Source organism: Marivita sp. (assembly GCF_965656765.1).
Lineage (GTDB): Bacteria > Pseudomonadota > Alphaproteobacteria > Rhodobacterales > Rhodobacteraceae > Marivita.
The window spans coordinates 124,954-149,712 of the sequence record NZ_CBFHLV010000001.1 but is presented as its reverse complement, the minus strand read 5'-3'; the positions used below and the strand labels follow the sequence as shown (position 1 = coordinate 149,712).

23 protein-coding genes and 1 tRNA gene are annotated in these 24,759 nt (G+C 58.9%); 9 read left to right on the top strand and 15 right to left on the bottom strand.

The window, feature by feature from the left end; genetic code table 11:
• Positions 1-116: 116 nt before the first annotated feature.
• Both mtaB and dapF read right to left on the bottom strand, forming a co-directional pair.
• Positions 117-1,370, bottom strand: coding sequence for a tRNA (N(6)-L-threonylcarbamoyladenosine(37)-C(2))-methylthiotransferase MtaB (gene mtaB, locus ACTG4M_RS00760; RefSeq protein ID WP_439121715.1), 1,254 nt, complete (start codon positions 1,368-1,370; stop codon positions 117-119).
• Positions 1,367-2,206: a diaminopimelate epimerase gene (gene dapF / locus ACTG4M_RS00755; RefSeq protein WP_439121714.1), complete on the bottom strand. Its 840-nt coding sequence runs from the start codon at positions 2,204-2,206 to the stop codon at positions 1,367-1,369. Before dapF ends, mtaB begins: the two co-directional genes overlap by 4 nt.
• A gap of 139 nt (positions 2,207-2,345) precedes the next feature.
• Here dapF and ACTG4M_RS00750 point away from each other — a divergent pair.
• The 5 genes from ACTG4M_RS00750 (at position 2,346) to ACTG4M_RS00730 (ending at position 6,238) form a co-directional block, all read left to right on the top strand.
• Positions 2,346-2,421: transfer RNA gene (locus tag ACTG4M_RS00750), tRNA-Lys, on the top strand.
• 171 nt (positions 2,422-2,592) lie between these two features.
• Entirely contained in the window at positions 2,593-3,492 is a 900-nt protein-coding gene (locus ACTG4M_RS00745; protein WP_439121713.1) for a metal ABC transporter substrate-binding protein, read from the top strand.
• A gap of 126 nt (positions 3,493-3,618) precedes the next feature.
• Entirely contained in the window at positions 3,619-4,479 is an 861-nt protein-coding gene (locus ACTG4M_RS00740; protein WP_439121754.1) for a manganese/iron ABC transporter ATP-binding protein, read from the top strand.
• Positions 4,476-5,378 (top strand): metal ABC transporter permease, encoded by a 903-nt coding sequence (locus ACTG4M_RS00735; RefSeq protein ID WP_439121712.1) that lies wholly within the window; start codon positions 4,476-4,478, stop codon positions 5,376-5,378. Before ACTG4M_RS00740 ends, ACTG4M_RS00735 begins: the two co-directional genes overlap by 4 nt.
• Positions 5,378-6,238 (top strand): metal ABC transporter permease, encoded by an 861-nt coding sequence (locus ACTG4M_RS00730; RefSeq protein ID WP_439121711.1) that lies wholly within the window; start codon positions 5,378-5,380, stop codon positions 6,236-6,238. Before ACTG4M_RS00735 ends, ACTG4M_RS00730 begins: the two co-directional genes overlap by 1 nt.
• On the opposite strand, the gene alaE is transcribed toward ACTG4M_RS00730, so the two are convergent.
• The 5 genes from alaE to ACTG4M_RS00705 form a co-directional block, all read right to left on the bottom strand.
• Positions 6,224-6,679, bottom strand: a complete 456-nt coding sequence (gene alaE, locus ACTG4M_RS00725) for an L-alanine exporter AlaE (RefSeq protein WP_439121710.1) — start codon at positions 6,677-6,679, stop codon at positions 6,224-6,226. The two genes, ACTG4M_RS00730 and alaE, sit on opposite strands and share 15 nt — an antisense overlap.
• 48 nt (positions 6,680-6,727) lie before the next feature.
• On the bottom strand, positions 6,728-8,359 hold the full coding sequence (locus ACTG4M_RS00720; RefSeq protein WP_439121709.1) for an alpha-D-glucose phosphate-specific phosphoglucomutase: 1,632 nt from the start codon (positions 8,357-8,359) through the stop codon (positions 6,728-6,730).
• Between the two features lie 125 nt (positions 8,360-8,484).
• Positions 8,485-9,195: a GNAT family N-acetyltransferase gene (locus ACTG4M_RS00715; RefSeq protein ID WP_439121708.1), complete on the bottom strand. Its 711-nt coding sequence runs from the start codon at positions 9,193-9,195 to the stop codon at positions 8,485-8,487.
• Positions 9,192-10,580: an aminotransferase family protein gene (locus ACTG4M_RS00710; protein ID WP_439121707.1), complete on the bottom strand. Its 1,389-nt coding sequence runs from the start codon at positions 10,578-10,580 to the stop codon at positions 9,192-9,194. The genes ACTG4M_RS00715 and ACTG4M_RS00710 overlap by 4 nt, the downstream gene beginning before the upstream one ends.
• 187 nt (positions 10,581-10,767) lie before the next feature.
• Positions 10,768-11,628, bottom strand: a complete 861-nt coding sequence (locus ACTG4M_RS00705; RefSeq protein ID WP_439121706.1) for a zinc-ribbon domain-containing protein — start codon at positions 11,626-11,628, stop codon at positions 10,768-10,770.
• A 182-nt stretch (positions 11,629-11,810) separates the two neighbouring features.
• On the opposite strand from ACTG4M_RS00705, the gene ACTG4M_RS00700 reads away from it, so the two are divergent.
• The 4 genes from ACTG4M_RS00700 to ACTG4M_RS00685 are packed head-to-tail and all read left to right on the top strand — an operon-like array spanning position 11,811 to position 14,716.
• Entirely contained in the window at positions 11,811-12,488 is a 678-nt protein-coding gene (locus ACTG4M_RS00700) for a cell division ATP-binding protein FtsE (protein WP_439121705.1), read from the top strand.
• Positions 12,489-12,514: 26 nt separating this feature from the next.
• Positions 12,515-13,390 (top strand): cell division protein FtsX, encoded by an 876-nt coding sequence (locus ACTG4M_RS00695; RefSeq protein ID WP_439121753.1) that lies wholly within the window; start codon positions 12,515-12,517, stop codon positions 13,388-13,390.
• Positions 13,390-14,124: a lysophospholipid acyltransferase family protein gene (locus tag ACTG4M_RS00690; RefSeq protein ID WP_439121704.1), complete on the top strand. Its 735-nt coding sequence runs from the start codon at positions 13,390-13,392 to the stop codon at positions 14,122-14,124. Before ACTG4M_RS00695 ends, ACTG4M_RS00690 begins: the two co-directional genes overlap by 1 nt.
• Positions 14,111-14,716 (top strand): MSMEG_1061 family FMN-dependent PPOX-type flavoprotein, encoded by a 606-nt coding sequence (locus ACTG4M_RS00685; protein ID WP_439121703.1) that lies wholly within the window; start codon positions 14,111-14,113, stop codon positions 14,714-14,716. Before ACTG4M_RS00690 ends, ACTG4M_RS00685 begins: the two co-directional genes overlap by 14 nt.
• Positions 14,717-15,079: 363 nt before the next feature.
• On the opposite strand, the gene lpdA is transcribed toward ACTG4M_RS00685, so the two are convergent.
• The 8 genes from lpdA to sucC all read right to left on the bottom strand — a co-directional run bounded on the left by lpdA (position 15,080) and on the right by sucC (position 24,733).
• Positions 15,080-16,468 (bottom strand): dihydrolipoyl dehydrogenase, encoded by a 1,389-nt coding sequence (lpdA, locus tag ACTG4M_RS00680; RefSeq protein ID WP_439121702.1) that lies wholly within the window; start codon positions 16,466-16,468, stop codon positions 15,080-15,082.
• Positions 16,469-16,558: 90 nt separating this feature from the next.
• Positions 16,559-16,948, bottom strand: coding sequence for an MAPEG family protein (locus tag ACTG4M_RS00675; RefSeq protein WP_439121701.1), 390 nt, complete (start codon positions 16,946-16,948; stop codon positions 16,559-16,561).
• Positions 16,945-17,292, bottom strand: a complete 348-nt coding sequence (locus tag ACTG4M_RS00670; protein WP_439121700.1) for a hypothetical protein — start codon at positions 17,290-17,292, stop codon at positions 16,945-16,947. The genes ACTG4M_RS00675 and ACTG4M_RS00670 overlap by 4 nt, the downstream gene beginning before the upstream one ends.
• 135 nt (positions 17,293-17,427) lie before the next feature.
• A complete protein-coding gene (gene odhB / locus ACTG4M_RS00665; RefSeq protein WP_439121699.1) occupies positions 17,428-18,969 on the bottom strand; it encodes a 2-oxoglutarate dehydrogenase complex dihydrolipoyllysine-residue succinyltransferase in 1,542 nt (513 codons plus the stop codon).
• Between the two features lie 3 nt (positions 18,970-18,972).
• Positions 18,973-21,939, bottom strand: a complete 2,967-nt coding sequence (locus ACTG4M_RS00660; protein ID WP_439121698.1) for a 2-oxoglutarate dehydrogenase E1 component — start codon at positions 21,937-21,939, stop codon at positions 18,973-18,975.
• Positions 21,940-22,087: 148 nt separating this feature from the next.
• Positions 22,088-22,972: a succinate--CoA ligase subunit alpha gene (gene sucD / locus ACTG4M_RS00655; RefSeq protein WP_439121697.1), complete on the bottom strand. Its 885-nt coding sequence runs from the start codon at positions 22,970-22,972 to the stop codon at positions 22,088-22,090.
• 43 nt (positions 22,973-23,015) lie between these two features.
• A complete protein-coding gene (locus ACTG4M_RS00650) occupies positions 23,016-23,540 on the bottom strand; it encodes a hypothetical protein (RefSeq protein ID WP_439121696.1) in 525 nt (174 codons plus the stop codon).
• A complete protein-coding gene (gene sucC, locus ACTG4M_RS00645; RefSeq protein ID WP_439121695.1) occupies positions 23,540-24,733 on the bottom strand; it encodes an ADP-forming succinate--CoA ligase subunit beta in 1,194 nt (397 codons plus the stop codon). Before sucC ends, ACTG4M_RS00650 begins: the two co-directional genes overlap by 1 nt.
• Between the last annotated feature and the right edge of the window lie 26 nt (positions 24,734-24,759).

The window sequence follows — 24,759 nt, the reverse complement described above, 5'->3', positions numbered from 1 at the left end:
TGCAATTGGCAGCCGTTCATTTTTCCGGCAGGAGAGACGTGGCGTTGCGCTAGAATCGCGCGTCCGATGCGCGGACGAATCGTTTGTTTCCCCTTACGGGAATGCAAATGGCCGGATCACGCAACCAGTTGATGCCCGTCGCTGCCTGTGATCGTCGCTTGCACAATTTGGCCAACCGGTTGGACGGCATTAAACCGTACTTCAGTGAACTGCTCGGTCCGCCCCATATCTGGCGCTTCCATCAACACCCGATGGGTGCGGCCCTGCTGTTCGGCCAAATGCCGCGCAACAGCTGCCACTCCAGCGGCTCGCAGGCGTGCGGAACGATCCTTGATCGCGCGCCCATCAACCGCTGGCATCCGCGCAGCCGGGGTGCCTTCACGGGGGGAATACGGGAACACGTGCAGCCAGGTCAGGGCGCACTCTTCGACCAGCTTCAGCGAGTTTTCGAAATGCGCCTCGGTCTCGGTCGGGAAGCCCGCGATGATATCTGCGCCAAAGGTCATGTCCGGTCGCAGCGCGCGTGCTTCTTCGGCAAAGCGGATCGCATCGTCGCGCAAATGACGACGCTTCATGCGCTTCAGGATCAAATCGTCCCCGTGTTGGAGGCTCAGGTGCAGATGTGGCATAAGGCGCGGTTCGGTCGCAATCGCCTGCATCAGGTTTTCGTCCACCTCGATGCTGTCGATGGAACTGATCCGCAGGCGCGGCAGATCCGGCACCAGCTTCAGGATGCGCATCACCAGATCACCCAGCTTGGGGTGCGCGGGCAGGTCAACCCCCCAAGAGGTCAGGTCCACCCCGGTCAGCACCACCTCGTTAAATCCTTTGTCCACCAACCGCTTTATCTGATCCACGATCACACCCGCAGGCACGGACCGCGAATTGCCGCGACCATAGGGGATGATGCAAAACGTGCAGCGATGATCGCAGCCATTCTGAACCTGCACATAAGCGCGAGACCGCGTGCCAAACCCGTCGATCAGATGCTGTGCGGTTTCTGTCACCGACATGATGTCGTTGACCTGCACCGCCTCGGTCTCTCCAATGAAGTCCGCCGTCAGCCCCTGCCACGTATCAGGCGTCATCTTTTCGGTATTGCCGATCACCGCATCGACTTCGGCCATCTTGGCAAAAGTCTCAGGCTCTGTCTGCGCGGCACAGCCTGTCACAATGAGTTTGGCATCCGGGTTGTCCCGGCGCAGCTTGCGAATCTCTTGCCGGGCTTTGCGCACAGCTTCGGCTGTCACGGCGCAGGTGTTCACGACAACGGCGTTTGACAGCCCGGCCTGTGCAGCGAGGTCTTTCATCGCCTCGGTCTCGTAAGCGTTCAGGCGACAGCCCTGAGTGGTGAACTTCGGCGCACTCATCCGATCTGCTCCAGCCAATTGGCGGTGAATGCTCCGCTGAATACATGTGTGGTTGGACCGGTCATCCAAACTCCGTCATCACGCCAGTCAATCTCGATCCGACCACCATCAAGGTCGATGCTGACCTTGCGCCCGGTCAGACCGCGACGCGCGGCAGCGACTGCAGTCGCACAAGACGACGACCCAGAGGCCAGCGTCACACCCACACCGCGCTCCCAAACGCGCATCCGCAGATGGTTTTCGCCGATCAGGCTGGCGAACTGCACATTGGTGCGCTGGGGGTATAGTGAGTGGTGCTCAACCTCGGCTCCACGGGCCTCAAGGTCTACCGATTCGGCGTCCGCCACGAAAAAAGTACAATGCGGATTGCCCATGCCGGTCGCTGTCGGCGCGCCGTCGATGGGCAACTCCAACGTGTCCATCTCATGCGCAAGCGGCACCTCGTCCCAACGAAGCTGCGGAAGCCCCATATTGACCGACGTCAGCCCATCCCCAGCGTCGCGTGCCAGCAATCGCCCGCGTTCTGTAGTCAGCACCACTTCCGACCCACCCACTTCGTCCATCAGATACCGTGCGATACAGCGTGTCGCGTTGCCGCAGGCCCCGGCGGTCGATCCATCGGAATTATAAAACGTCAACTGCGCATCAGCACCCGCATGGCCCGACCCGATCAACGCAAGCTGGTCAAATCCCACACCCCGGTGCCGATCCCCAATCGCCTGTGCGAGCGTCGCCGTCATCGCTACAGGCTGCACACGCGCATCCAGCACGACAAAATCATTGCCGAGCCCGTGCATCTTCATAAAGGCGATATCGCGTGAAGCGTTGGTCATCATGCGCGGGCATATACGCTTGTGTGATGTATCTTTCCAGTCCGCCGCACATCTGCCTCTGCGGCATTATTCGAGATTGGTTTGAATTCTGCCGTTTTGGGGGTTGACCACTCCGGTGCGTCTTTCTAGACAGCGCGCCAGTGGGCCGTTAGCTCAGTTGGTAGAGCAACTGACTTTTAATCAGTGGGTCGCAGGTTCGAACCCTGCACGGCTCACCACTGATCTCCAGAAATATCGCCGGAAAACATAATGTATTTCCAGATTTCGGCTTCGGCCGTTCTGGGATTTTTTCCGTGTCCCTCTTGCGGCTCGGAATACCGTTTCTACCTGATTGCGAGTGATTTGCATTTTCATGTGGATGCAGTCATACTCAACATGGAGGTTCAAAAATGAGAACAAAACTGATGGCGGTGTTTTCTGCGGGGCTCATGACGGTCCTGGCAGGGCAGGCGGCCGCAGATGACAAAATGAAGGTTGTAACGACCTTCACCGTTTTGGCAGACATGGCGCAGAATGTTGCCGGGGATGCGGCTGAAGTGGTATCAATTACCAAGCCGGGTGCCGAGATCCACGGCTATGAACCGACGCCACAGGATATCGTGCGAGCCTATGATGCAGACCTGATCCTGTGGAACGGTCTCAACCTCGAGCTTTGGTTCGAGCAGTTTGTCTCAAATCTGGGCGATATCCCATCCGCGACACTAAGTGATGGCATCGATCCGATCTCCATCTCGTCCGGCAGTTATGAGGGTAAACCCAATCCGCATGCATGGATGGGTCTGAATAACGCATTGATATATATAGATAATATTGCCACCGCATTTGCCGAACACGACCCGGAAAATGCTGCGGTCTATGCCGAGAACGCCGCACGCTACAAAGACGATCTGCGCGCCACGCTTGAGCCGCTGCGTGACGCAATCGCCACGATCCCCGAAGACCAACGCTGGCTTGTCACTTGCGAAGGTGCGTTCAGCTATCTGGCACGTGATATGGGTCTGCAGGAACTGTATCTCTGGCCGATGAACGCGGATCAGGTGGGTACACCGCAACAGGTGCGCGGGGTCATTGATGGTGTCCGGGACAACAACATCCCTGTCGTCTTTTGCGAAAGCACTGTCAGCACCGCACCGGCCGAACAAGTCGCCCGCGAGACAGGTGTCAACTACGGCGGCGTGCTCTATGTGGATTCGTTAAGCGAGGCGGACGGACCCGTTCCAACCTATCTCGACCTGCTGACTGTCACGACGCGAACCGTCACCAACGGACTGACCTCGGCCATGAACTAGGCAGGACCAACAAACTCGTGTTTGCCTGTGGCGCCGTGCTGCGGGCGCACGCATTTTCGGGCCAAGGCCCAAGCTTGAGGACGCACTATGCTCGATGAGCGCACCCAGATCCCCCCGGATACCCGCATGACTGCAGGGCACGACGGGCTGTCCGCACAGGATGTGACAGTCACCTATCGCAACGGGCACACAGCACTTTGGAACGCTAGTTTCGAAATCCCACGCGGCACGGTGACGGCGCTGGTTGGGATCAATGGCGCTGGAAAATCTACGCTTTTTAAAGCGATCATGGGCTTTGTCCCTGCCGCAAAAGGCGAGATTCGCATCCTTGGCATGACCGTGAAAGATGCGCTGGCCCGCAATCTCGTGGCCTATGTGCCGCAATCCGAGGAAGTGGACTGGGCGTTTCCGGTGCTGGTAGAAGATGTGGTCATGATGGGCCGCTACGGCAAAATGGGCTTCCTGCGTCGCCCCAAAGCCGCCGACCACGCGGCAGTCGATCAGGCGCTGGCCCGCGTGAATATGAGCGACTTTCGTCACCGTCAGATTGGCGAACTGTCCGGTGGCCAACGCAAGCGCGTATTCTTGGCACGGGCGCTGGCGCAGGACGGTCAGGTTATCCTGCTGGATGAACCCTTCACCGGTGTTGATGTGCAGACAGAGGATCAGATCGTCGCCCTGCTGCGCGAACTGCGCGACGAAGGACGGGTGATGTTGGTTTCGACCCACAACCTTGGATCGGTGCCGGAATTCTGCGACCGGACCGTGCTGGTGAAAGGCACGGTGCTTAGTCATGGACCAACAGAAACCACCTTCACCCGCGAAAACCTTGAACGCGCCTTTGGCGGTGTTCTGCGGCACTTCACGTTGGGCGGTGACACTTTGCACGACGATGAAGACGCGCGCGAAGTGACAATCTTTACCGATGATGAACGCCCGTTCGTGACCTATGGCGACAAGGCCCAGCGCACGGACTCCAACCCATGATCGCTTACCTAATCGAACCTTTCGGCTATAATTACATGGTCAACGCCATGTGGGTGTCCGCGCTGGTCGGGGCGGTTTGTGCGTTTCTGTCGGCGTATCTCATGCTCAAGGGCTGGTCTCTGATCGGCGATGCGCTGTCTCATTCGGTCGTACCGGGTGTCGCTGGCGCGTATATCCTCGGGTTGCCTTTCGCCCTGGGTGCATTCATCGCCGGCGGGCTGGCGGCCGCGTCGATGCTGTTCCTGTCAGAACGATCGGGGCTGAAACCTGACGTGATCATCGGCCTGATCTTTACGTCGTTTTTCGGACTTGGCCTGTTCATGGTGTCGATCAACCCAATGTCCGTGTCTGTTCAGACAATCACAATGGGCAACATTCTAGCCATCACGCCCGAAGACACGCTGCAACTTGCGATCATCGGCTTTGTGTCGCTGGCGGTGCTGCTGGCCAAATGGAAAGACCTGATGGTCACGTTCTTTGATGAAAACCATGCCCGGACCATCGGTTTGCGCCCACAATTGCTCAAGGCAGTTTTCTTTGTGCTGCTGTCGGCGTCGGTCGTCGCAGCGATGCAAACGGTGGGTGCGTTTTTGGTGATTGCCATGGTCGTGACACCGGGGGCCACAGCCTATCTGCTGTGTGATCGCTTCCCGCGGCTGATTATTCTGTCTGTTGTTATCGGGGCTGTAACCAGCTTTGTCGGCGCATATGCCAGCTATTATCTCGACGGTGCGACGGGCGGCATCATTGTGTGTCTGCAAACGCTGATCTTCTTGCTGGCCTTTGTCTTTGCTCCGCGCCACGGCATCCTGGCGGCACGGCGCAAAGCGGATGCGGCACTCAGGGACGGACCAAGTGACAGCCTTGTCTCGGCTGATCCTGCAAAAGGCGGTGCATGATGGACATTGAGACCCTGCTTTTGCCGTTCCGCTTTGCATTTATGCAAAACGCATTTCTCATTTCCATGATGGTCGCGGTGCCAACTGCGCTGCTCTCCTGTTTCCTGGTCCTCAAAGGCTGGGCGCTGATGGGCGATGCGGTGAGCCATGCGGTGTTGCCCGGGATCGTGCTGGCCTACATCTTTGGCATTCCCCTGATCATCGGCGCGTTTGCCGCCGGAATGACCTGCTCCCTCGCCACCGGATATTTGTCCTCCAACAGCCGGGTCAAAGAAGACACGGTGATGGGTGTGGTGTTCTCGGGCATGTTTGGCCTTGGTATCGTGCTTTACGTGTCGATCGAAACCAATGCGCATCTGGATCACATCCTCTTTGGCAACATGCTGGGTGTGGAGCCGCACGAGCTTTGGACAGCAGGCATCATTTCAGCGCTGGTCGCTGGGGTGCTTGTGCTCAAGTGGAAGGACTGGTTGCTGCACAGCTTTGATCCGGCGCAGACGCAGGCCTCGGGGTTATGGGTCAATGCACTGCATTACGGGATGCTCACGGCCCTGTCCCTGACCATCGTCGCAACGCTGTCAGCTGCGGGTTTGATCCTTGCTATTGGTCTGCTGATCGCACCGGGTGCAATTGCGTTTCTTCTGGTGCGGCAGTTCAAGGCGATGCTTTGGGTTTCAGTTGTGGTCAATATGGCGGCGATGCTGCTGGGTACATATCTCAGCTTTTTCCTCGACAGCGCGCCAGCACCGACGATCATCCTGATCCTCACAGTCCTGTTTATCGCCGCATTCGTTCGCCGTCAGGTTCTGACGCGCCGGGCATCGCGATTGCGTGTGACCGAGGCGTCAACTGCCGTCTGATGGAATTGTCGGGCTGATATTGACCACGGGTCGCATCTGCACATTCGTGCCGACCTTGTGGCGCACCCATTCGAGGAACAGACCAAAGGGGCGGCTGAGCAGAATCATGAACAATATCGCGGCCCCAACTGCGGTCTTGATCTCTGCCAAACTCGCCCCGGCAACCAAAAGCGTGGCAACATAGACCGGTACCTGAAATGTCAGGAATGCGAATACGTCTGCCAGGATCGTTGTCACCTTTCGCTTCGCGCGTGTTTTGAGTAACACCCAATCGCGCCATAACCCGTATGGGCGTCCTGTCAGTATCATCACGGGGACCATCACAAGCCGTGCAATGACCACCTGACGCATTTCCATACCAGCGATGAAAAACTCGGTCAGCCCGGCAACAAACGTAAAGAATGTCACGGTGACAAGTGTATCGACGACAAAAGCCTTCATCTGTTTCCGGTACCCCAGCGCACGGGGCCTGTCGAGGATGACCCGCGTTTAGGTCATGACATCCGGTGCTGTGCGACCTGTACGTTCAGTCAAGCCGCTGATCTGGTCAGTCGCCTCTGCGATCTCGCGCAAAGCGGTCTGTGTCTCGATATTGAGATCGCCGCCGGGGGCTTCGTACCGTTCCAGGTAAACCCGCAGCGTTGCGCCTTCAGTGCCTGTTCCGGACAAGCGCAAAACGGCACGCCCGCCGCCTTCAAAGTGAATCTGCAGTCCCTGATTGTGGCTCACTGACCCATCAACCGGATCGTGGTAGGAAAACGAATCCGCCGAAGCGACGGTACACGTAACAAAGGTCTGTCCCGCCAGATCGTCCAGCTTGGACGTCAAATCCGCCATCAGATCATTCGCTGCCGCGCTGTCCACTGCCTCGTAATCGTGGCGTGAATAGTAGTTGCGCCCATATGTGTCCCAGTGATCTTGCAGGATCTCCTTCACCGACATCTTGCGCACAGCCAGAATGTTGAGCCAGAGCAGCACCGCCCAAAGCCCGTCCTTTTCGCGAACATGGTCGCTGCCGGTGCCAGCGCTTTCTTCACCACACAGCGTCACGCGCCCGGCATCCAGAAGGTTGCCAAAGAACTTCCAGCCCGTTGGTGTCTCGAAACACTCCACGGCCAAGGCTTCGGCAACGCGGTCACAGGCGGCGCTGGTCGGCATGGATCGCGCCACTCCCGCGATGCCCCGTTCATAACCGGGGGCAAGATGCGCGTTCGCGGCGAGCACTGCAAGACTGTCAGACGGCGTCACATAAATGCCCTTGCCCAAGATCATGTTACGGTCGCCATCCCCATCTGACGCGGCGGCGAAATCTGGTCCATCGTCGGACATGACCAAATCGACCAAAGGCTTAGCCCAGATCGGGTTCGGGTCGGGGTGGCCTGAGCCGAAATCCACCGACGGCACACCGTTCAGAACTGTGCCAGCAGGGGCGCCAAGCGTGTCTTCGAGGATCGTCTTGGCATAAGGGCCAGTGACCGCATGCATCGCGTCGAATTTCATCGTGAATCCGCTGGCGAACAACGCGCGCAGGGCGTCGAAATTGAACAGCTCTTCCAACAGAGCCCCATAATCCGCCACCGGGCCCACCACCTCAACCTTCATGTCGCCCAGTGTGACCTCACCGATCTGCCCAAGGTCGATATCGGTCGTGTCCATCGTTTTGTAACTTGTGATGGTCTTGGTCTGTTCAAAGATCGCGTCAGTGATCGCTTCGGGGGCTGGGCCACCGTTCGATATGTTGTATTTGATCCCAAAATCCTCGTCGATGCCGCCGGGGTTGTGGCTGGCCGAAAGGATCAGTCCGCCATCCGCGCCGCGCTGACGGATCAGGTTCGACGCTGCTGGCGTCGACAGCAGGCCACCTTGACCGACAATCGCACTGCTCGCCCCGTTCGCCGCTGCCATGCGCAGGATCGTCTGGATTGCTTCGGCGTTGAAGTACCGACCATCACCGCCGATCACGAGCGACTTGCCCTCCAGCCCACCAATCGCGTTGAAGGTGGATTGCACGAAACATTCGACGTAACCCGGCTGCATATACACGCGGGTTTTCTTGCGCAGGCCGGACGTGCCGGGTTTCTGCCCCTCGAACGGTGTGCAGGTTTGGGTCAGGATGGTCATGCATGTACCTCTTTGAACTGGCACCTTAACACTAGCGCGCTCAGAAACAGATGCCCATCGCATGCGTCCAGTTCTTGTAAGCTGCAGGACAGAAAAGACATGCCAATCAAACGTGCGCTTGCGCGTCAGATGTCGGTCAAGCTGCGCTTTTGGACATCACCTGCGTCAAAATTATCCGTGTCCAACCAGCGCGTGAACCGGTCCTTCAGTGCAGGCCATTCACTATCGAGGATCGAAAACCACGCCGTATCGCGGTTGCGCTGCTTGTAATGCGTGGCCTGTCGGAACGTACCTTCATAGGTAAAGCCCAGCCGTTCCGCCGCGCGCCGTGACGCTGCGTTCAGCGCATCGCATTTCCATTCATAGCGTCGATAGCTCAGACCATCGAACGCGCGCTGCATCATCAGAAACTGGAATTCAGTCGCCGCACGGGTGCGTTGCAGAGCAGGGGACAGGTTGATGTATCCTACCTCGATACTTGCGCTGGCTGGGGCGATCCGCAGGTAGCTGGCGTGACCCACGGCATGACCCTCAACCAAAATCGCATGCATCAGCGGGTCCTCCCAAGTCACGGCATCTTCGACCCATGCGCGAAATTCATCAAGGTCGTGGTAGGGGCCGTTGGGAAGGTAGGTCCAAATCCGGTCGTCTGGATCTTGCCGAAAGGCTGCATACAGATCATCGGCATGATCCATCGACAGCGGAACCACCGTGCAATACTGCCCGCACATCTCTGCGCGCGGAGGCGTGCTACGCAGAGATGTGTCGGTGAGAGGTACGCCAATAGGCTGGCCCAGCGCGTTCAGGCGCTGGCCCGTGATCAAGGGATCAGTCACGCAAATTCGCGACCCAAAGCTTCGTCAACCGATGTGATGATCTGGTCGATATCGTCTTTGGTGGCGATCAGCGCAGGGCTGAAACACAGTGTGTTGTTCAAGCCCGGAAGTGACCGGTTGGTCGCGCCAATGATGATGCCCTGCTGCATGCAGTCACCGACGACCTTTTGCACCCGCTTTTCCGCCATCGGCGCACGGGTTTCGCGATCTTCGACAAGTTCTGCGCCAAGGAACAGGCCTTTGCCGCGCACGTCGCCGATGACGGCGTGCTTGTCAGCCAGCGCATGAAGCTGGTCGAGCATGTAGTCACCCATCGCCGTGGTGTTCCCCAGCAGGTCTTCGTCTTCGATGATGCGCATGTTTTCAAGTGCCGCTGCCGGACCGGCCGTGCAGCCCCCAAAGGTCGAGATGTCGCGGAAGTAGTTCATTGGATCGTCGGCATCGTCCTTGAACATCGAGAATACGTCTTCGGTGGTCACAAGACACGCAATGGCAGCATAGCCCGAGGCCACGCCCTTGGCCATCGTCACCATGTCAGGCTGCACGCCGTATTGCTGATACCCAAACCATGTGCCGGTGCGCCCGACGCCGCAGACCACTTCGTCGATATGCAGCAGAATATCGTACTTGCGGCAGATTTCCTGCACGCGTTCCCAATAGCCTTGTGGAGGGGTGATGACACCACCACCGGCCGTGACTGGCTCAAGGCACAGTGCGCCCACGGTGTCAGGGCCTTCGCGCAGGATCACCTGTTCGATCTGGTCCGCAGCCCATTCGCCGTAATTCTCGGTCGGGGCACCCTGATCGCCGGCACGATATTCAAGGCAATGCGGTACGCGTACAAAACCGGGTGTGAACGGTCCGTACTGCGCGTTGCGTTCGTCTTGGCCGCCAGCCGACAGACAGCCGATGGTGGTGCCGTGGTAATCGCGGTCGCGGTAAAGGATCTTGTGCTTGGTGCCGCCGTAACGCTTGTGCGCGATCTGGCGGACCATCTTGAACGCCTTCTCGTTCGCCTCGGAGCCTGAGTTCGTGTAGTACACCCGGCTCATACCCGGCATCTTCGAAATCAGCTTTTCCGAAAAAAGCGCCCCGGGGATCGACCCGGCAGATCCTGCGAAGTAGTTAAGCTTCAAGAGCTGGTCATACACTGCTTTGGCGATGCTTTCGCGCCCGTAACCCACGTTCACGGTCCAGACGCCACCGGATACGGCATCAAGGTGCTCTTTGCCCTTCTGGTCCCAAACCCGCATGCCTTTGCCTTCGACGATGATCCGGGGATCATTGGTCTCGAACGGCTTGTGCTGAATCAGGTGGTGCCACACATGGGCGCGGTCGGCTTCGACCACATGGCTAAGATCGTTTTGGGACAATGTACCGTCCATGGTCGTCACCTCCGTTTGAGAATCATAAAAGGCCTGACGCGCAATACGCTCTGGCACGTTCATCTTGATCAGAACTGACGCGCGACGTTAGGGCCAGACACATATCACAGATAGGTCCAAAATGCACGACTGCATGCTGCGCGCTTTGGCATCACATCTAGGACGATCTGCCAAAATTGGCAGCGATTCAGGAACCGTCGGTTGGTGGTGCCTCGGCCGGGGTGCCGTTAATCATTTGCATGACGGTTGTAACCTGTCCGTCAAGCCAAGACCGTAGCTGATCAACCATCGTCACATATATCTCAAGCGGGGCTTTGAGTTGCGGAACAGCTTCGGCCAGTTGCGGAGCATAAACATAGAGGGCGGCGGCAATTGCAAAGATAAGGATGGTATAGATAAAGCCACGTCCAAAACCGCCGCTTGGTTCTTCCTCTTCCTCAAGTTCGGCCTGAACAGACCGCACTTCGCGCCGTTCGGTCGATGCCCGCAGGGTTTGATTGATTTCTTCCACGTCAGGCAGCATGTCGCGCCGGGATTTCGGGCGATCCGTGATCGCGGCAGCAGCCGCAACCTCGGATGCCGCTTGCGGGTCTTCGCCGCGCAGCTTGCGCATCCGTTCCTGTGCCTGACGCGCGCGTTTTGCGGCTTCGTCTTCAGGTTCCTGCAGCCCCAAATCCGGTTGCTCTTCGAGCGATCCACCCTCGGATTCGCGGACACGGGCCTCTAGCTCGGCCTCTTCGCGCAGAATGTCGGCGACGCTTGGATCAAGTTCGCGGCGCTTGGGCGGCGCGGGTGGGGCAGAGCTTCCGGGCGCGGCTTCGGTGTTGATAGACGGTCGGTCCTCGATGTCGCTTTCCACCTCGGGATGCCAAACCGCATCTTTAGGCGCTGCGGCTTCGGCCGCCAGCGCTTCGGGGCTGGCGCTTGTGTCTTGTTCCTGAAACCACGTGTTCCCACAATTGGAGCATTGAACATCCCGACCGTCTTCGGGAATGACATCATCGGGTACTTCGTATTGTGCCCCGCAACTTGGACATGTCAGCCGCATTTTGCCCGTTGCCCCCATCCGGATGGCCTTGATTTTGCGGCCAACCTTGTAACTCTTCGTTTTAATGCATCATAGGCGCGCCTTTCCGCTTGTAAAAGCCCATTGTGACACCTCAGCCGCATTGAAACCGGCACGATGCTCAGGCACAACAACGCGGAACTAAAGGCAGGGACAAGACCGCCGTGATCGAGTTGGAAAATGTGGCCTACAGTTATGGCGGCGGAGAGTTGTTGACGGACATGACGCTGACTGTTGCGCCGGGGTCATTTCATTTTCTCACCGGGCCGTCCGGGTCTGGCAAAACGACATTCCTCAAACTGTGCTACGGCGCGCTTCAGGCAACAGCTGGCCATGTGCGCCTGTTCGACCGCGATGTGCGCGGGTTGGGGCGTGATGAGGTGGCCGACCTGCGCCGCAAGGTCGGTGTGGTGCACCAGGATTGCCAGTTCCTGGACCACCTGCCGGTCACTGAAAACGTGGCGCTGCCGCTTACGGTGTCGGGCCAAGACCCCGATGGCGCCGAGGCCAATCTCAAGGAATTGCTGGCATGGGTTGGACTGACCTCGCGCTCTTCCGCTTTGCCGCCTGAACTGTCGGGTGGGGAACGTCAGCGGGCTGCATTGGCGCGTGCGGTGATCATGTCACCTGATGTGATCTTGGCGGATGAACCGACTGGCAATATCGACTGGGAAATGTCGCAACGCTTGCTGACTTTGCTGGTCGAGCTGAACCGCATGGGCAAAACGATCCTGATCGCCACCCATGATTTGGGCCTGATCCGCGCGGCCAAGGCACAGGTGCAAACCCGTGTGCTGCGGATCTCGAACCGGCGGTTGCAGATGGCGGGGGCGGACCTGTGAACTTCGATTTGCGCGCCACGGCCAAGATGCTGCAATTCGATGAACGTGCGGATCGTGTTGTTCCTCCGACGGGCTTTACCGCACGGCTGACGCTTTTCAGTTCGTTTGCAATGGCATTCCTGGCCGTTTTTGCCTTAGCGCTGTCACTGGCGGCCGGTCGTGTTGCGGATCGCTGGGGGAACGAATTGGCTCAATCCTCGACGCTGCGCATCTCGGCCCCTGCGGGCGAGGTCGCGACCCAGACCGAAGCGGCGCTGCGCGTCTTGCGTACCACACCGGGCGTTGTGGACGCACGCGCGTTGACGCTTGAGGAACAGCGCGAACTTCTCACCCCGTGGTTCGGGGCTGACTTGCCAATCGAAGATCTGCCCCTGCCGCAACTGATCGACATCACCGAAACCGACGAGGGCTACGATTCCGCTGGTCTGAGGCTGCGACTTGCCGCCGAAGCACCCGCTGCGGTTCTGGATGATCACGCCCGTTGGCGCCGTCCGTTGATCGACGCGGCAGGGCGGTTGCGGCTGTTGGGTTGGGCGTCGATCCTATTGATCGCGGCGGCCTCTGCGGCGATGGTCACGCTTGCGGCCAATGCCGCCCTTGCTGCGAATGCACAGGTGATCGCGGTGCTGCGACTGGTCGGTGCCAAAGACACCTATATCGCCAGCGCCTTTGTCCGCCGCTTTGCGCTACGCGCCCTGACCGGTGCAGCAATGGGCACGTTGATTGGCATTGTCGCCTTGGTTCTGGTGCCCTCGGGGCGCGAAAACGGCGGTTTCCTGACAGACCTGAGCATTCAGGGTATCGGTTGGCTGTGGGTGGTGATGATCCCACCGTTGTCGGGTCTGGTCGCGTTTCTGGCCACGCGTTACGCAGCGGGCCGCGTGTTAGAGGATTTGGCCTGATGGCATACGCAATCCAATGGGTGCGATCCCTGATCTTTGTCATTTCCGTTTATGTCGCCATCGCGGTGGTCGGACTTGGCCTGTTTCCATGGGCGCTCGTGTCGCGCAAAGGTGCGCGCGCCGGGTGTATGAACGTGTGCCGTTATGTGCGCTGGGCCGCGCCTTGGATGATCGGTCTCAAGACTGAAATTCGGGGCACACCACCTGACTATGAATGCATCGTCGCGTCCAAGCATCAAAGCTTTTTGGATGTGTTCATGGTCTTTTCTGCCTTGCCTGCTGGCAAGTTCATTATGAAGCGCATCTTGATGTACGCGCCCATCGTGGGCCAATACGGTTTGCGCATCGGGTGTATCCCCGTGGATCGGGGCAAGCGCGGTGCCGCGATCAAGCAGATGGTCGATGCTGTACACAATGGCACCGCCACACCCGGTCAGTTGATCATTTACCCGCAAGGCACGCGCATCGCGCCGGGGGTCAAGGCACCCTACAAGATCGGCACGGCAGTGCTTTATGAACAATTGGGCCAACCCGTTGTCCCTGTGGCTGCGAATGTTGGCCTCTTCTGGCCCAAGCGCGGCATTTACCGCAAACAGGGCACGGCGGTGGTCGAATTTCTTGAACCGATCGCGCCGGGTCTTTCGCGAAATGAGTTTCTCAAACTGTTGGAAACCCGGATCGAAACCGCGTCCAACAAACTGAACGAGGAGGCGGGATTTCATGCGCCGCATTGACACGATCGACGCCTTGGAAGCGCTCTATGCCGCGCCTGTGCCAGCATCGCTGAGCAAAGTGGCCGATCACCTGACACCCAGCTATCGTCGTTGGGTCGAGGCTGCCCGGTTCTGCGTGATCTCGACCGCTGGTCCGAATGGCACTCACGGCACACCGCGCGGCGATATTGACCCGGTGGTCCGTGTGGCCGATCCTAAAACGATCCTGCTGCCTGATTGGCAAGGCAACAACCGGCTGGACGCACTGCGCGACCTGATCGACGATCCGCGCATCGCGTTCCTTTTCATGATTCCGGGCACCAAAACAACTGTGCGGGTGAATGGAAAAGCGTGGATCACCGATGACGCTGACCTCCGCGCGACATTCCAAAAAAAGACCAAACAGCCAGCGACGGTGATCGTTACCGAAGTGACTGAGGTCTTTACTCAATGCGCTAAGGCGCTGATGCGGTCGGGCCTTTGGGAAGGCGCACCGGTGCCCGAAGGTCTGCCAACGGTGGGTGAAATTCTGGCCGACATGACTGATGGTGCAATCGGTGGAGAGGAGTATGACGCAAATTACGAGGTGAATGCCATTCCGCGGATGTGGTGAACGCTTCGAACGCTTCGTTTCCCAATCCTTAACGCGTGATCGGCAGGGTTTGCCCACGTTGCGCAACGAGCGGAGAGGGTCACTCCCACACCGCGATTGATATGATGGTTTTCCGAACTGGCGGTGACGCGCCGACCTTGAGAAACCGGTTTCACGAAAGCCCGGAGACGGGCACAGGTCCGGGGAGCGATCCCCGATATTTCGGAAGACCGTCAGCCCAATGGGGCGGCGCCGCTTCTTTCAGAGATTGGAAAGGCTCAGTGATAAGCCTTTGAAACGCGGTTTTGAAACCGCGTCGCAATGTGCGTTTAAACGCGCTTGCAGGAAGCCTTTTGAAAAGGCTTCCTGCGCTGTTGTGTCTGATCACATGTGGATCGGGCCGTCACCACAGGCCAATGCCGCTTCGCGCACAGCTTCGGAATACGTTGGGTGTGCGTGGCAGGTCAGCGCCAGATCTTCGGCCGACGCGCCGAATTCCATCGCCACACAGATCTCGTGGATCAGGTCGCCTGCCATCGGGCCGATGATATGCGCGCCCAGAATGCGGTCGGTGTCCTTGTCCGCGAGGATCTTCACAAACCCGTCGGCGGCAAAGTTAGCTTTCGCGCGGCCATTGCCCATGAAGCTGAACTTGCCAACCTTGTAGTTGCGGCCCGCTTCTTTGAGCTGTTCCTCGGTCTGGCCAACATTTGCCACCTCGGGGTGGGTGTAGATCACGCCCGGAATGACGCCGTAATTCACATGCCCTGCCTTGCCCGCGATCACCTCGGCGCAGGCCATGCCTTCGTCTTCGGCTTTGTGGGCCAACATCGGTCCGTCGATGCAATCGCCAATGGCATAGACGCCTTTGACATTGGTCTGCCAGTGCGCATCGGTTTTGATCTGGCCGCGCTGGGACATCTCGATCCCCAGCGCATCAAGGCCTAGCCCATCAGTATAGGGACGGCGACCGGTCGAAACGAGCACCACATCCGCGTCCATCGTGTGTTCGCTGTCATCCTTGCGCAGCTTGTACGTGACTTTCGCCTTGGATTTGCTCGCGTCGACCGATTGAACCGCCGCTCCAAGCGTGAATTTCAGTCCCTGTTTCTGCAACAGCTTCTGGAATGCTTTTTGAACCTCGCCATCCATGCCTGGTGTGATGGCGTCGAGGAATTCAATGACCTCGACCTCAGTGCCCAGACGTCTATAGACCGAGCCCAGTTCCAACCCAATCACACCGGCACCGATCACGATCATTTTCTTGGGGATCTTCGGCAATTCCAGTGCGCCGGTCGAGGTCACGACGACTTTCTCGTCGATCTCGATCCCTGGCAGGCTGCTCGCCTCAGACCCAGAGGCCACGATGATGTTTTTGGCCTCGTGGACGTCGTCCCCGACCTTGACTTTGCCCGCTTCGGGAATGGAGCCCCAGCCTTTGAGCCAGTCGATCTTGTTCTTCTTGAACAGGAACTCGATGCCCTTGGTGTTCTGGCTGATCACGTCGTCTTTGTAGGCAAGCATCTGTTTCCAGTCGACGGAGGGGCTTTTGCCTTTAAGGCCCATCTTGGCGAAGTTGTGTTCCGCTTCGTGTAGCTGATGGCTTGCATGCAGCAGCGCCTTGGAGGGGATACAGCCGACGTTCAGACAGGTGCCGCCCAAAGTCTCGCGGCCTTCGACGCAGGCGGTTTTCAGGCCCAGCTGTGCGCAGCGGATCGCGGCCACATAGCCGCCGGGGCCGGAGCCGATGACGATGACGTCGTATTGTGCCATTTTGCGGTGTCCTTTGTATTGGGTGGGGCAGGGGGCGCTGCCCCCGTCGCCGTTCCGGCGACTCCCCCGGAGTTTATGGGCAAGATGAAGCTACATAAGTGCGCTGAGTAGCAGGTAGAGCGTGGCAACGAAACCAACTGCCCAGATCAGCGACCGCCAAGGCACCCAACCAAACACGTATGCGGGCACGTAGAGCACCCGTGCGGCGAGGTAGAGTACGCAGGCCAGTGCTGTGCTTTCGGTGTTCTGGCCGGAATAGGTGATGACCATGACGGCGATGCCGAACAGGATCAGCCCTTCGAAATGGTTGTTCATCGCGCGTTGCAGGCGGCCAGCTTTGCCGGTGAGTTGCACCGGCGTGTCACGCGGGCTGAGCGCCTTCTTGGTACCAACCTGCATTTGGGCGGTGACGGAGTAAGCCGCGAATTGCAGCACTTGCAGCAGCGCGGCGAGGGTGAGGGCGGTGAGTTCGGGGGTCATTCGGTCGATCCCGTTGGTAGACGAAACAGGAGTTCTCTGCTTCTTGTCCCCGCTTCCGCACGAATTGATAAAATGTGATCAGCCGAGTGACACCGATTTTCCGAAGTCATCACGTCATACGTCATAAAGTCAATCATCGCGTATTCCAGAGTTTCGTCTTCAAAGGTCAATACCATCGCGAATGTTCCATCTGGGATATAGAGAGGTAGGTCCTCAACGATCCCGAGATCAGAAAGACCGTCGCCCAGGGTTTGGTAGGCCGGAATGACGCAGACCCAGTCTATGCGGCTGTCAATGATCCGAGGTGATAGGTCCTCTGTTTCAGCCTTTAGCCAAGTTAGCATGGAAGATGGAAAACCTGTGGATACCGAAGGCGGTTTGTCAGTGAATGACCACGCGCTGAGTGCCACAAGAGCAAGTGCTCCACTTTTGACTACTATGCGCGCGCGGCCAATCATCTTTCTTCACCGTCAAGAGCGTCACAGATCCATCAGCAACCGGCGCGGATCCTCGAGCGCTTCTTTCACGCGGACGAGGAAGGTCACGGCACCTTTGCCGTCGACGATGCGGTGGTCGTAGCTGAGGGCCAGATACATCATCGGGCGGATCTTGATCTCTCCGTTGATGACCATCGGGCGATCCTGGATCTTGTGCATGCCAAGGATACCCGACTGTGGCGGGTTGAGGATCGGCGAGGACATCAGCGATCCGTAGACACCGCCGTTCGAGACAGTGAACGTGCCGCCCTGCATTTCTGCCATCGACAGCTTGCCATCCCGGGCGCGGCGGCCTTTTTCGGCGATCGCCTTTTCGATCTCGGCAAAGCTCATCTGATCTGCGTCGCGGATGACCGGAACCACGAGACCCTGCGGCGTGCCTGCGGCGACGCCCATGTGGACGAAGTTCTTGTAGACGATGTCGGTGCCATCGATCTCGGCATTGACTTCGGGCACTTCGCGCAGCGCGTGGCAGCAGGCCTTGGTGAAGAAGGACATGAAGCCAAGGCGGACACCGTGCTTCTTCTCAAAGAGGTCTTTGTACTCTTTGCGCAGAGCCATCGTTTCGGTCATGTCCACCTCGTTATAGGTGGTCAGGATCGCGGCGGTGTTTTGCGCGTCCTTAAGCCGGCGGGCGATGGTTTGGCGCAGGCGGGTCATCTTGACCCGTTCCTCGCGCGCAGCGTCATCGGCGCTGACCGGTGCACGTGGGGCCGAGGTCGGAGCGGATGTCTGGGCAGCAGGTGTGCTGGACGCCGCGGCAACCGCTTTGGCAACGTCTTCTTTCATCACCCGGCCATCGCGGCCCGAGCCCTGAACCTGATCGCGGCTTACACCGGCTTCGGCCATGGCTTTCTTGGCCGAAGGGGCGTCTTCGACGTCGGACCCGGGGCGACCGTCGCCTGCATCTGGCGTGGTATATTGTTCGCCACCTGCGGCATCGCTGCCGGGTACGCTTGCGGCGGCGCCTGCACTGCCACCGATCACACCCAGCTTGCCACCAGCTTCGACGGTGCTGCCTTCGGCGGCGAGGATTTCAGACAGGACACCGGCGCTCGGCGCGGGAACTTCGACGGAGACCTTGTCGGTTTCCAGCTCACAGAGCATTTCGTCTTGCGCGACGGTATCGCCGACCTTTTTGAACCAGGTCGAGACAGTCGCCTCGGAGACAGATTCGCCAAGCGTTGGGACCATCACATCGACGGTCTTGTTATCGCTGCTGCCCGAAGGCGCGGCTGCGGCCTCGGCAGGGGCTTGGGATTTGGCTGGGCTGGCGGCCGCTTCGCCACCTTCCGAGATGTTGGCCAGCAGAGCATCGACACCGACGGTGTCACCTTCGCCAGCAACGATATCGGCTAACGTGCCAGCAGCGGGCGATGGCACTTCGACCGTCACCTTGTCTGTTTCCAGCTCGCACAGCATTTCATCCACGGCGACGCTGTCGCCCGGCTTTTTGAACCATGTGGCGACCGTGGCTTCTGTCACGGATTCACCCAAGGTGGGCACTCGCACTTCGGTTGTCATGTCTTAGTTCCCTTCGATCGTCAGCGCATCGTTTACGAGCGCGGCTTGCTGTGCTTTGTGTTGGCTGGCCAGACCTGTCGCAGGCGAGGCCGATGTGGCACGGCCCACGTAGCGGGGGCGCGGGTGCGTGGCGTTGATACGGCCCAGAACCCATTCGAGGTTTGGTTCCATAAACGTCCATGCGCCTTGGTTTTTGGGTTCTTCCTGACACCAGACCATCGCGGCCTGTGGAAAACGTTCGAGTTCCTTGACCGCCGAAATGGCCGGGAACGGGTAAAACTGTTCGAACCGCAGGATGTAGACGTCGTCGATACCGCGCGCATCGCGTTCTTCGAGCAGGTCAAAGTAGACCTTGCCAGAACACATCACGACACGTTTGATCTTGTCGTCGCTGACCAGTTTGGTGTCCGAGTTTCCGTATTGCGCATCGTCCCACAACACGCGGTGGAAGCTGGACCCGGTGGTGAATTCCTCGGTTTTGGAGACCGCCAGCTTGTGGCGCAGAAGCGATTTTGGCGTCATCAGGATCAGCGGCTTGCGGAACGACCGGTGCAGCTGGCGGCGCAGGATGTGAAAGTAGTTCGCCGGGGTCGAGCAGTTGGCCACGATCCAGTTGTCCTGACCGCACATCTGCAAGAACCGTTCAAGGCGCGCGGACGAATGTTCCGGCCCCTGACCTTCAAATCCGTGGGGCAGCAGGCAGACAAGGCCCGACATGCGCAGCCACTTTGATTCACCCGAGCTGACGAACTGGTCGAACATGATCTGCGCGCCGTTTGCGAAGTCACCAAACTGGGCTTCCCAAAGGGTAAGCGCGTTGGGTTCGGCCAATGAGTAGCCGTATTCGAAACCCAACACTGCGTATTCCGACAGGGCCGAATCGATCACTTCGTAGCGCGACTGGCCTTCGCGGATATGGTTGAGCGGGAAGTAGCGCTCTTCGGTTTCCTGGTTCACGATACCCGAATGGCGCTGGCTGAACGTGCCGCGGGTGCTGTCCTGACCGGCAAGGCGCACCGGATACCCCTCGGTGAGCAACGACCCGAATGCCAGTGCCTCTGCGGTGGCCCAGTCAAAACCTTGGCCTTTGTCGAACATTTCTTTGCGAGACTCGAGCAAGCGATCCACGGTCTTGTGCACCGGGAACCCGTCGGGCAGGCGAGTCAGCGCATCACCTACCTGATCAAAGGTTTCGGGTTTCACCGCAGTCTGGCCGCGCTGGTAGTCGTCTTTGTCCTGCCGATCCAGATGCGACCAACGGCCATCCAGCCAGTCAGCCTTGTTTGGCTTGTAGTTTTTCCCGGCTTCGAATTCTTCGTTCAGGTGCGATTGGAATGCTGCCTTCATATCCTCGATTTCGCCTTCGGGGATCAGGCCGTCCTTGACCAGACGTTCAGTGTAAAGCGACAGCGTGGTCTTTTGCTGTTTGATCTTTTTGTACATCAACGGGTTGGTGAACATTGGTTCATCTCCCTCGTTGTGGCCAAATCTGCGGTAGCAGAAGATGTCGACAACCACGTCTTTGCCGAACTTCTGACGGAATTCGGTGGCTACCTTGGCGGCGTGAACCACCGCTTCGGGGTCGTCGCCGTTGACGTGGAAGATTGGTGCTTCGACCACCAGCGCGTTATCCGTAGGATAGGGTGAGGAGCGGGAGAAGTGCGGCGCTGTGGTAAAGCCGATTTGGTTGTTCACAACGATATGCATCGTGCCGCCCGCCTTGTGGCCGCGCAGGCCGGACAGGGCAAAGCACTCTGCAACCACGCCCTGACCGGCGAAGGCCGCGTCGCCGTGCAGCAAGATCGGCATGACCTGCGAACGGGACGTATCACCCATCTGATCTTGCTTGGCGCGGACCTTGCCAAGAACGACGGGGTTCACGGCCTCAAGGTGCGATGGGTTGGCGGTCAGCGACAGGTGCACAGAATTGCCATCGAATTCACGGTCGGATGATGCGCCGAGGTGGTATTTCACATCGCCGGAACCGTCGACATCTTCGGGCTTAAAGCTGCCGCCCTGAAATTCGTTGAAGATCGCGCGGTAAGGTTTCTGCATCACGTTGGCCAAAACCGACAAGCGCCCCCGGTGCGGCATGCCAATGACGATTTCCTTAACGCCCAGGTTGCCGCCGCGCTTGATGATCTGCTCCATCGCTGGGATCAGGCTTTCGCCGCCATCAAGGCCAAAACGCTTGGTGCCCATGTATTTGACATGGAGGAATTTCTCAAAACCTTCGGCCTCGACCATCTTGTTGAGGATCGCCTTGCGGCCTTCGCGGGTGAATGCGACTTCCTTGCCGTAGCCTTCGATCCGTTCCTTGAGCCATGCGGACTGTTCGGGATCCGAGATGTGCATGTACTGCAACGCGAAGGTGCCACAATAGGTGCGGCGCACGATATCAAGGATCTCGCGCATCGACGCGATCTGGAGGCCCAGAACATTGTCGATGAAGATCGGGCGATCCATATCGGCCTCTGTGAAGCCGTAGGATTTCGGATCAAGCTCGGGGTGGGCTGTCTGTTCGCGCATGCCCAATGGGTCGAGATCTGCGGCAAGGTGACCCCGGATGCGGTATGCGCGGATGATCATCAGGGCGCGGATGGAGTCGAGCACAGCGCGCTGGATCGCGTCGTCAGTGACTTCGACGCCTTTCTCTTGCGCCTTGGCCTTGATCTTGTCGCCAGCGCTTTTCGCTTCTGCGGGTGCCACGGGCCATTGGCCGTCAAGGGCGGCGGTCAGGTCATCGCTTGGCTGCGGCGGCCAGTCGGTGCGCGCCCAGCTTGGGCCGGTGGCCTCTTTTTTGACGCTGACTTCGTCGTCGCCCAGTTGCCTGAAAAACGCCTGCCACGCTTCGTCGACCGCGTTGGGGTCGTTCGCATAGCGCGCGTACATCTGTTCGAGATACGCCGCGTTATGCCCCTGCATGAAGCTGGAGGCGTGGAAGAGATCGTTGGGGCTTTGATCCGTCATGTGTTGTGGTCCTCCCGACCGGTCTGATCAAGCAGCAGGAAAGCGGATCAGGTGATCCGCTATCGCGCGGCTTTCTGGTTGTGCGCAAGCCGGGCATATGCCCGGCTCACCGTTCTTTTGCAGGATGGCCACAGAGCCAAATCCTGCTTTAGCCTTTGATCGCTTCTAGCACCGCTTCGCCAAGGCTGGCGGGGCTTTCGGCAACGACGATACCAGCGGATTTCATCGCTTCGATCTTGTCTTCGGCGCCACCTTTGCCGCCTGCAACAATCGCGCCAGCGTGGCCCATGCGGCGGCCCGGAGGGGCGGTACGACCGGCGATAAAGCCAGCGGTCGGCTTCCAGCGGCCCTTTTTCTTTTCGGATGCGAGGAATTCAGCTGCTTCTTCTTCTGCAGAGCCACCGATTTCGCCGATCATGATGATGCTCTCGGTCTCGTCATCCGCAAGGAACCATTCCAGCACGTCGATATGCTCGGTGCCTTTGATCGGGTCGCCGCCGATGCCCACGCAGGTAGACTGGCCTAGGCCCACATCGGTGGTCTGCTTGACCGCCTCGTAGGTGAGCGTGCCGGACCGGGACACGACGCCAACGGTGCCGCGCTTGTGGATGTGGCCGGGCATGATGCCAATCTTACAGGCGTCGGGTGTGATGACACCAGGGCAGTTCGGTCCGATCAGACGTGACTTGCTGTCTTCCAGCGCGCGCTTGACCTTCATCATGTCCATGACCGGGATGCCTTCGGTGATGCAGCAGATGACTTCCATCTCGGCGTCGATGGCTTCGAGGATCGAGTCCGCCGCGAAGGGCGGCGGCACGTAGATCACGGAGGCATTGGCGCCCGTCACATGCTTGGCCTCGTGGACCGAGTTGAAGACCGGCAGGTCAAGATGCGTCATCCCGCCTTTGCCCGGCGTCACGCCGCCGACCATCTTGGTGCCATAGGCGACGGCCTGTTCGGTGTGGAATGTGCCTTGGCTGCCGGTGAGGCCCTGGCAGATCACTTTGGTGTTTTCGTCGATGAGTACGGCCACGTTGGCTCTCCTACTTCTGTCGTTCGGTCCGCGCGAGGCGGAATTATTCGTAAATCTGGCTGTAGCCGATCGAGAGGGAGACCCCTCTGTCGCGGATCCAGCTGTGCGAGACGGCGAAATGGCGTTCCGTTGGGACGCGGAAGACCCATTGATGTGCGGCCTCGTGCGGCGATGGTTTGTCCATCTCGTCCGAAAGCGCACCGGGGTATGTCGCGTCGATCCGTGACTGCATCGTATCTCTTAATGCAGTGAAGAACGCCTCGGTTCCGGGATCGGGCGGGATGGTGAGCTGGCAAGCCATCGAGTCGATCCGGCGCGAGAACACTATGTGCGCGCCACCGGGATTGCCAAACATGGCGGCCTCGTCCGAGGCCATCACCTGCGGCAACTCAGCGGCGGTTGCGCGTTCCTGCGCGGATGCGAAGAGCGTGTCGAAATCGAGAGATGTTGTGACACATGCCTCGCCCATCAACGCGCCTGCGTCTGCCGGATCGTCAAACGGTCCGGCAGCGACCCAGCCGGGAATGGCCACACAGGCAAGTGCGGTTATCCAGCCAGCCCGGATCATCAGCCCGTAACCGCTTTCACGATCTTCTGGGCACCGTCCTTGAGGTCGTCGGCGGCGATAACATCGAGGCCGGAGGTCTGGATGATCTCCTTGCCCTGTTCGACGTTTGTGCCTTCGAGACGCACAACCAATGGCACTTTGAGACCGACCTCTTTCACGGCAGCGATCACGCCTTCCGCGATCACGTCACAGCGCATGATACCGCCGAAGATGTTGACGAGGATGCCTTTGACTTGTGGATCGGAGGTGATGATCTTGAACGCCTCGGTCACTTTTTCCTTGGTAGCACCCCCGCCTACGTCGAGGAAGTTGGCAGGTTCGGCCCCGTAGAGTTTGATGATGTCCATCGTCGCCATGGCAAGGCCCGCGCCGTTCACCATGCAGCCGATTTCACCGTCCAGAGCGATGTAGTTGAGGTCGTACTTGGACGCTTCAAGCTCTTTCGGGTCTTCTTCGGTCTCGTCGCGCAGTTCGGCGATTTCCGGGTGGCGATAGATGGCGTTGCCGTCAAAGCCCATCTTGGCATCGAGGCATTTCAGATCGCCTGCGTCAGACACGATCAGCGGATTGATTTCCAGCATCTCCATGTCTTTTTCGGTGAACATTTTGTAGAGCGTGCCCATCAGTGCCACGCATTGCTTCACCTGCTTGCCCTCGAGGCCAAGGTTGAACGCGATGCGGCGACCGTGGAAGGCTTGGTATCCCGTGGCCGGATCGACCGAGAAGCTGAGGATTTTCTCGGGCGTGCTTTCAGCGACTTCTTCGATGTCCATGCCGCCTTCGGTGGAGGCGACGAAAGACACGCGGCTGGTCTGGCGATCAACCAGCAGCGCGAGGTACATTTCGGTCTCGATGCCCGAGCCATCTTCGATATAGATGCGATTGACCTGCTTGCCAGCATCTCCGGTCTGCTTGGTGACCAAAGTACGACCCAGCATTTTCCGAGCTTCATCGGCGGCTTCTTCCACCGACTTGGCAAGACGGACGCCACCGGCTTCGCCAGCACTTTCTTCCTTGAATGTGCCCTTGCCGCGACCACCCGCGTGGATCTGCGCTTTGACCACCCACAAAGGGCCGTCCATTTCGCCTGCCTTGGTCTTGGCCTCTTCGGCCTTAAGAACCACGCGGCCATCCGACACCGGAGCGCCATAGCTGCGTAGCAGAGCTTTCGCCTGATACTCGTGGATGTTCATCGGTCAACTGTCCCGTTTATTGCTGC

Coding starts and splice junctions, on each gene's coding strand:
- mtaB (WP_439121715.1), bottom strand. CDS start 1,370: ATGAGTGCGCCGAAGTTCACCACTCAGGGCTGTCGCCTGAACGCTTAC.
- dapF (WP_439121714.1), bottom strand. CDS start 2,206: ATGATGACCAACGCTTCACGCGATATCGCCTTTATGAAGATGCACGGG.
- ACTG4M_RS00745 (WP_439121713.1), top strand. CDS start 2,593: ATGAGAACAAAACTGATGGCGGTGTTTTCTGCGGGGCTCATGACGGTC.
- ACTG4M_RS00740 (WP_439121754.1), top strand. CDS start 3,619: ATGACTGCAGGGCACGACGGGCTGTCCGCACAGGATGTGACAGTCACC.
- ACTG4M_RS00735 (WP_439121712.1), top strand. CDS start 4,476: ATGATCGCTTACCTAATCGAACCTTTCGGCTATAATTACATGGTCAAC.
- ACTG4M_RS00730 (WP_439121711.1), top strand. CDS start 5,378: ATGGACATTGAGACCCTGCTTTTGCCGTTCCGCTTTGCATTTATGCAA.
- alaE (WP_439121710.1), bottom strand. CDS start 6,679: ATGAAGGCTTTTGTCGTCGATACACTTGTCACCGTGACATTCTTTACG.
- ACTG4M_RS00720 (WP_439121709.1), bottom strand. CDS start 8,359: ATGACCATCCTGACCCAAACCTGCACACCGTTCGAGGGGCAGAAACCC.
- ACTG4M_RS00710 (WP_439121707.1), bottom strand. CDS start 10,580: ATGGACGGTACATTGTCCCAAAACGATCTTAGCCATGTGGTCGAAGCC.
- ACTG4M_RS00705 (WP_439121706.1), bottom strand. CDS start 11,628: ATGCGGCTGACATGTCCAAGTTGCGGGGCACAATACGAAGTACCCGAT.
- ACTG4M_RS00695 (WP_439121753.1), top strand. CDS start 12,515: ATGCTGCAATTCGATGAACGTGCGGATCGTGTTGTTCCTCCGACGGGC.
- ACTG4M_RS00690 (WP_439121704.1), top strand. CDS start 13,390: ATGGCATACGCAATCCAATGGGTGCGATCCCTGATCTTTGTCATTTCC.
- ACTG4M_RS00685 (WP_439121703.1), top strand. CDS start 14,111: ATGCGCCGCATTGACACGATCGACGCCTTGGAAGCGCTCTATGCCGCG.
- lpdA (WP_439121702.1), bottom strand. CDS start 16,468: ATGGCACAATACGACGTCATCGTCATCGGCTCCGGCCCCGGCGGCTAT.
- ACTG4M_RS00675 (WP_439121701.1), bottom strand. CDS start 16,948: ATGACCCCCGAACTCACCGCCCTCACCCTCGCCGCGCTGCTGCAAGTG.
- ACTG4M_RS00670 (WP_439121700.1), bottom strand. CDS start 17,292: ATGCTAACTTGGCTAAAGGCTGAAACAGAGGACCTATCACCTCGGATC.
- odhB (WP_439121699.1), bottom strand. CDS start 18,969: ATGACAACCGAAGTGCGAGTGCCCACCTTGGGTGAATCCGTGACAGAA.
- ACTG4M_RS00660 (WP_439121698.1), bottom strand. CDS start 21,939: ATGACGGATCAAAGCCCCAACGATCTCTTCCACGCCTCCAGCTTCATG.
- ACTG4M_RS00650 (WP_439121696.1), bottom strand. CDS start 23,540: ATGATCCGGGCTGGCTGGATAACCGCACTTGCCTGTGTGGCCATTCCC.
- sucC (WP_439121695.1), bottom strand. CDS start 24,733: ATGAACATCCACGAGTATCAGGCGAAAGCTCTGCTACGCAGCTATGGC.